Below are 6,529 nucleotides of genomic sequence, written 5' to 3'. Positions count from 1 at the left end.
TGGTAGAAAAATCGGCGTCGCGGGTGAAGCGGGTGCTGTTGTAGCGAATGGCCATTAACATGCCACCTTTCATCACCATTTGCGTTCGAAGGGGCGCACTGCTACCAATTGCCGACAGCACAATATGAACAGCTTCCCGAAAAGCTTGTTGCTGTAGGGGTGCGCTGGCAACCCATTCGGCTACATTCAGGGTTTCAATCTGCTTATTCAAAAGTGTTCTCGTTGTTCAATAAAGAGGGCAGGTTGATCGATAGCTTCCACCGCTCAGAATAAAAGGGTTCGAATTCGGCTTCGGAATCCAGTTTTCTGGACCCGCCTCGTTGTGCAAACTTTTCCCAATCGTCAAAAGCGGGGTGGTCAAGCTTGCAAACCTCGGAAAGCAGGTAGCCAGCCCGTACTTTGTCGATCGGTGCGCCGTGGGTGTTCAGTTCGTCCACAACAAATGCCAAGTATTTTTTTGCATGGTTGTTGTAAATGTCTACAACATGTTGCAGGCCGCCGCAAAAGACGGGTTCGCGAAGCATGTCCAGAAACACACGGCCTATTGTTGCGACGCGCAGGTTGCTGTGTGCTGCGGTGCGAAAGGCGCCCTGGTTTGAACGTTCAAGCAGATGCACAGTGATTCCAGACAGTTTTTTGAAAGTAGGGCGAATTAGTTTTGGATAACCCAGCTTCAGAAAATTTTCAGTTTGCTGCCCAAGATCGCGGTTCATTTTTGCCTTGGCCAATGCTGCCCATTCAGAAGCTTTTGGCCGTGTTAAATAAACCAACTGCGAGAAGCGGTCGGTTAAGCCGTAGTGTTCCATTGCGCTAAGGTGTGACACATACGCGAAAGGATCCAGGCTACATACAAGTTCAATTGCCGTGCTGCGTTCATACCCAAACAGCTGGAACCCGCGTGTTTCAGCAAAGGGTTCAACAGGGCGTATTAAGTGGAATTGTTGAAGTAACGCTAAGACTTCTTCGAGTTGTTTTTTTGTAGCTGGGGTTGTTGATTTTTTATTCGGCAGGCATTGATATACCAGGCAAGCCAATTCATACTGCGTAACAGCTGGGCCAGTGTGTTTGGCTAGCTGCGCAGCAATGGCTGTGGCTATATGTTCGGGCTGAATTACTTTAATATTTTTTGCCATGCGTTTAACATCCGTCCTTAGGACGGATGTTAAACGCATGGCGTAGTTTTGTCAAAAAGGTTTTTTATTTCGCTTAGTGCTGGGGTGGTGATGTCAAATAGGGTGAGTAGAGATGATGAAAGCAAATTCAAAAGCAGCTGAATTTGAAGCGGAGGCACTGGGCAGACTTGCTCGAATTAGATCGGGAGGTGAAACGTTGAAACTGGGCGCGGTGAAAAAGCTGGTGCATGGGTAGGTGGGCTACAGCAAGAGGGCTGTTTTAAATGATTGGAGTATTTTATTGAGCTGAGGTGAAGGGCGGCTTGTTGGTGGAAAAAGTCCTTCAACTTTATTGCATACCTCTTCTGTGCAGTGTGTTGAAGCGGACCTCCAACGAGTCTATAGAATAGGGGCGAGTTAGCTACTAATTAATTCAACCTCATTTTGATCGAACCATCCATATTGGACAATGGCATCGCAAGCCAAAATTGGATCAGGCGAGTAGTAAACGATAGCCAAGCTCTTTTCTGCTCGGCTGCAGGTCACATAGAACAAACGGCGGGTGCGGTCCGCCCCGGTCTCTCGGCCAGTGGCTTCGTTTTCAAGATCCGCCTTTGACTTCTCCTTGGTGCCGAAAAACTTGTCGTAGGCAAAAAGGAAGCCCCGCGCCTCGCCATCGTTGATCACAACTAGCACTCGCGGGAACTCTAGCCCCTTGACGCCTTGGTGCGTCCCGAATTGCGACTGTCCCCGCACGTACAAATCGTAGCGCTCGATCTGGTTCAGAGGGGCTTCAAGCGCTTTGCTCCATGCGCTCAGCTCGGGACTAGTGTCTTCGTCTTCTGCTTGGGTATCTTCGGCGCTCTCTATCTGAACACCATGACCTGAGTTGTCCTCGGGCACTACAATTTTGGTATCACAGGGAACGAACGGAACCAGCGTTTCCGGTATGCTAAATAGACCCGTCTCCGCAACAAATTCGAGCACCGCTTGAGCAGTGATCTCAGGATATTCCGTGATCAGCGCAAGAAGCCTGTCGCACGCCGCCTTGGCCTTGCCGAGTTGTGCGACCTGATTTGATCCAGCCGCTTGAAGCACTGCACAGTCCAGAAGCGGCGATGTCGCCTTGATGATTGCTGTGGCCCCAAACCGGTCGTTTGCGCGAAGCGCCTTGACTAGTGGCAACACGTCCCGAATGAAAAAACCAAGACCTGCGCCTGCGCCCTGGAGCAAGCTCGTTCTGAGACTCTCGATCGCCCAAAGCGGCTCGAAGAATTGCACGAAGCCGAATCGCCGAGCAGACATCAGATGCTCAAGGGCAAGCGTCTTCACCGTTTCAGAGTTCTGCCAGGCCGGATCGTCAGTCAACTTCGCCATACGTTGGCGCACCGCCGCTTCGATGGCGAAGGGGTCGGCGCCCGCTTGGGGCGCGATGAAGACTCGCACCACGCCCTCTTTAGCGTCGCTGCGTGGGACCTGTACCTCGCCATCGACATCGTGGCGAATGCTGTTGATGACATCGATGACGCGAGAAGGGCACCGGTGGTTCATACGCTTGCGTGGCATGGCCCACCTAGCCGGGATGGCCTTGTCCAGCCGCTCTTTTCCGTCCGAATAGATGCGCTGCATCATGTCGCCAAACAGTCCTAGGCTGAACCGTCCATGGAACTCCTCCTCCAGATGCAGGAACGCGTCCATGAGCACCTTGTTTGTATCTTGGCTCTCATCAATGAGCAAGACCGGATATCGGCTGACCAACATCCGCCGAAGCCCAGGCTTGCTGGTCAGGAAGGCAGCTGTCATGGCTATGACCTCCGAATGATTCAATGAGTCACTCGTGCGGTTGTCGCTGGTCGGGCTGTAAATGAACTTGACGATGGAATCCAGCCGCGCCATACGGCGACGCTTGCTCTCCATGGACCGTAACCGTTCAACGCCCGCTTTCGTGTTGGGTCGTCCCTTCTTGTGCAGTTCCTCAAGCTCAGCAATCTCCTCTTCGAGGTTCTTCGCGACCCACTGACGGATGTCGGCGTTGAAGCCCTCTATAAGCGACCACGAGAACGCGTGGATCGTCATGACCTCTACCCGAGGGTCAAACTCAAGACGTTGCTTGATTTCGTCGCAGGCGGCGTTGGTGTAGGTGATGACGCCAATCTTCTTGCCTGTCAGAGTTAGCTGTCGGCCGTGCTTGCCATCGATGGTCCTTCTGACGGCGTTGACCAATGAGCGCGTCTTCCCTGATCCGGCGCCTGCGTAAAGGAAGAAGCTTCTTGGCTTGTCCAGGTCAAGACACTCGATGATCGTTGTATCGGCCTCGGCGTCGAATTGATCGTCGGCTGCTGTCATGGTGTCGCCCCCGGCCCTGAGCTCGTGGCGGTTGCTGCAGTAACCGCCGTGGTGGTCGCTGTCGTCAAGACTTCCACTTGCTTCTTCTTCATCTGTTCCAGCAGCCACTCCAGACCCTCGGCGATGTATTGTGGCACCTTCAGCTTGTTGAAGTTGTTCTCCATTAAGACGTCGAGGGCGAACTCCGCCTTCTTGCCGCCCTTAAGCGCGGTGTACATGCTGGCACCAACCGCGGTTGCACCGCCACCCGTGGCGATGGCATTCCGGAACTTGGCGTTCAGTCCAGGGCCGGCAAACGCTGCGAAGAAGTCCAGGTTCTCTAACACAAGTGCGTCCTCAAACGTGTAGGGGTAGGCGGTCTCCTTGGCTGCAGCGCCCGGCATCGTGATCTCAACGGGCGTTTGGTACGCCGCGCGCACGGCGAACAGCGTGTCTCTGGCATCTGTAATCGTCTTGGCTGCAGGCTTTGCGCCGATGAGGGCGTCGATGTCGTCCAGTGCTGGCACCCATGTCTTGAGGGTAGCGTTGTTGGTTTTTTGGCCGGCACCCAAAGCCGGTTGGACTGATGAACCGCCTGTCGCTGTCAGGCTGTCCAGGTCTGTGACGATCAGCGTCAACAAGCCCAGATGCTCAATCAACGGACGCAAACGATGGGCGTGGCTACCGCCAATTTCCAGCAAGGTGACATAGCTCTGATGCAGAACCTTGTAGTGAGCCCGAATGAAGTTGGGGATGAGCATGCGCTCGGCCTGACCCTCGACGAGGATCACTGCGTCGGCGAAGAACAGGTCAGCGTGCTGCGCACGCAAGTACCGGGTGACGAAGCGTTCAGTCTCCGTGCCTTCTCCGAACACCTGCGAGAGGTTAACCACAGTCGACACCGGAACCTTGGCCACCATTCCAGCCGGTAGCCTCCGGAAGTACCGCAAGCTAGCGAACGCCGTTTCGTGCGCAACGTGGCTCGAGTGCGTGCTGACGATCAGCTGTGTGCGCAGGGCGGCGCTTTCTCCCAACTCCGGGCGCTGGCGCAGTACCTCGTAGGCCTTCTTGATGAAAACTTGCTGCACCTGCGCATGTAGGTGGGCTTCAGGCTCCTCCACAAGCACCAGGTGAAGCGGCTCAATGCTTGCTGCTTCTGAACCCTTGGAGGCTTTGCCTACACGCATCCAGGCATCGCGGAAACTCATCAGCCGGAAGATCATCGAGATGAGGTTCTGGTAGCCCAGCCCGTTACTGCCCTCCGGCAGCAGCAGGAGAGGCGTGGCCGCGCCCGCATCCGACACCACGTCGACTTCGAAGTTGACCGCCGCGCTGTGGTTCAAACCGTCGATCGCACGCAAACGTGTTGATACGCGCGGTCGCGGGTCGCTGACGCCCGGATACCCCAGGCCCGCCACCTCGGTGAAGCATTCGTTGAAGCTCTCCGCCAGCTTAGCGTCGAATGCGTCCTCTGCAGCCTCCATGGCCTGAAGAGCCTCCAGGTCCATGGGATCCGGCCCTTTAGCGGGATCCAGATGCTTGGCGTAGTAGCTCCTGAGCTGCTCCGACAAGCGCGTTCCGCCCGCCGAAGTTTGCCGTTCGCCCTCTTCTTCAACGCTACTCGGGATCTCGCCAAAGCCACGCTGCGCGGGAATGTCATGCACCTTGATCAGGTCTCTGAGAGGATCACCTTCGATCGGCATTGCTGACGTCGGAAGCGTCTGTGGCAGGGCCCGCAGCCTTTCAGGGTTGACAAGTAGCGCTGGATCGAGCGGGTAGGCCCGGATCGTGAACGTAGAGCTCAGCCGTTTGGTGAGGAAGTCGACCAAGGTTTCGGGCCAGACCGTCAGCTTGAGAGCGGGTGCTGCGCTGGCGGCCTTAGCAGCTGCCGCAGCCGCTGCCGCAGCGCGCATGGCATTGGCTTCGGTGATCGCGGTAATGAACTCCTTGAAGAGTGCGTTCAGATCCTTGGGTTCGTAGCGCAGTCGCACTCCCAGCCGTCCGCCCGTCCACTCCATAAGCGGCACCAAATCTCGGACTCGGTGGACTTCGTCTTCCTCGACCTGTAGCCACAGATCCAAGGTCGGCAGAGCGTGCACCCAGGGATCCAGGGTGAGGTCTGTCACCCCACCTGCCTGGTGCGCTTGAAGCCATGCTTCGCCGATGTCCACGAGCGCTCGCAAGTGGCACAACGTGAAGTCGTGGATATCGAATGGACAGCGGCGCGGTGTGAGGAAGCGACGCAGGGCCAACATGGCTGAGGTCTTGCCGCTGTTGTTCGCACCTACGAACAGGGTCGTCCGGGGCGACAGATCTACGCGTGCTGACAAGAGCTTTCTGAAATTCGATATCTCGACGAATTCTATATGCATCGCACACTCTCTCTTATATATATTTGTTCGCGAGAAAAATCATGTGAATATTTACGTGTTACTCAATATTCTCTGAGTGATTCAAGATGGCCTTTGACGACAAAACTAGTAATTCTTTAAATGTACATGTATAAAAGCGTATGTCTGTTTTCTGAGAATATTCAGATGCACGATTCACTCCAAATCTCATGCCTTGGTTTGTCAGTGATAGATACGACTTAATTTCTCCACTGCCAGTGGACGATAAATATTCTTTTTCTTCAAGTAGTCCCGCCAAAATCATGCCGTTAAATAAACTTGTAGGGTTAAGTGGGCTCCTGTGTGTTTCAAGTAAGTCTTTTGCCGAAAAAACCTTCTGGTTTTTGCTAGTACTCATTTCATTCCTCACGTCAGCTACTGGCTATAATGCCTTTGAAAAACTAGATCTTTTTCTATTCTGATGTATCTAATGGTTTGAATTGTCCTAACACTACACACATTTCGCGAACTCAAACCACCGTCAAAAACTCCGCCACCACAACCATTTCTTCTGCATCCTCAGCACTCAGTACAATCGCTTCATGCTTGTCATTTGTCGATTCCGGTTTCAACACAACCACGCTGTTCACCACGCCGTCGTCACCAAAATGCTTCTCGCTTTTGTAGCGTTTAATGGTGTATTGCCCACCCAGTTCAGGGTCTGAAATTCGGCGGTGTTGTACCACCACAATTTTTCCGTTG

6 protein-coding genes are annotated in these 6,529 nt (G+C 54.1%); 1 reads left to right on the top strand and 5 read right to left on the bottom strand.

Annotation, left to right across the window (positions count from 1 at the left end; all coding sequences use genetic code 11):
- From ACN4F8_RS09800 to ACN4F8_RS09785, 4 genes are all read right to left on the bottom strand, one after another.
- Positions 1-211: nucleotidyl transferase AbiEii/AbiGii toxin family protein (locus ACN4F8_RS09800; protein WP_419473411.1), on the bottom strand; the 211-nt coding region annotated here is incomplete at its 3' end.
- Positions 204-1,133, bottom strand: a complete 930-nt coding sequence (locus tag ACN4F8_RS09795; protein WP_419473410.1) for a hypothetical protein — start codon at positions 1,131-1,133, stop codon at positions 204-206. The genes ACN4F8_RS09800 and ACN4F8_RS09795, both read right to left, overlap by 8 nt.
- 396 nt (positions 1,134-1,529) lie before the next feature.
- Positions 1,530-3,458, bottom strand: coding sequence for a UvrD-helicase domain-containing protein (locus tag ACN4F8_RS09790; RefSeq protein ID WP_419473409.1), 1,929 nt, complete (start codon positions 3,456-3,458; stop codon positions 1,530-1,532).
- Positions 3,455-5,809: an AAA family ATPase gene (locus ACN4F8_RS09785; RefSeq protein WP_419473408.1), complete on the bottom strand. Its 2,355-nt coding sequence runs from the start codon at positions 5,807-5,809 to the stop codon at positions 3,455-3,457. Before ACN4F8_RS09785 ends, ACN4F8_RS09790 begins: the two co-directional genes overlap by 4 nt.
- 188 nt (positions 5,810-5,997) lie before the next feature.
- Here ACN4F8_RS09785 and ACN4F8_RS09780 point away from each other — a divergent pair, with 188 nt between their 5' ends.
- Entirely contained in the window at positions 5,998-6,249 is a 252-nt protein-coding gene (locus ACN4F8_RS09780) for a hypothetical protein (protein WP_419473407.1), read from the top strand.
- Positions 6,250-6,297: 48 nt separating this feature from the next.
- Here ACN4F8_RS09780 and ACN4F8_RS09775 read toward each other — a convergent pair.
- Positions 6,298-6,529: hypothetical protein (locus ACN4F8_RS09775; protein ID WP_419473406.1), on the bottom strand; the 232-nt coding region annotated here is incomplete at its 5' end.

This window comes from Hydrogenophaga sp. (genome assembly GCF_048549895.1).
Classification (GTDB): Bacteria; Pseudomonadota; Gammaproteobacteria; order Burkholderiales; family Burkholderiaceae_C; genus Hydrogenophaga.
The sequence above is the reverse complement of the archived record's forward strand: the minus strand, read 5'-3'. Positions and strand labels throughout refer to the sequence as shown.

Excerpts from the sequence above, each read along its gene's own strand:
- ACN4F8_RS09785 (WP_419473408.1), bottom strand. The coding sequence starts at position 5,809 with ATGCATATAGAATTCGTCGAGATATCGAATTTCAGAAAGCTCTTGTCA.
- ACN4F8_RS09790 (WP_419473409.1), bottom strand. The coding sequence starts at position 3,458 with ATGACAGCAGCCGACGATCAATTCGACGCCGAGGCCGATACAACGATC.
- ACN4F8_RS09795 (WP_419473410.1), bottom strand. The coding sequence starts at position 1,133 with ATGGCAAAAAATATTAAAGTAATTCAGCCCGAACATATAGCCACAGCC.
- ACN4F8_RS09780 (WP_419473407.1), top strand. The coding sequence starts at position 5,998 with ATGCCTTGGTTTGTCAGTGATAGATACGACTTAATTTCTCCACTGCCA.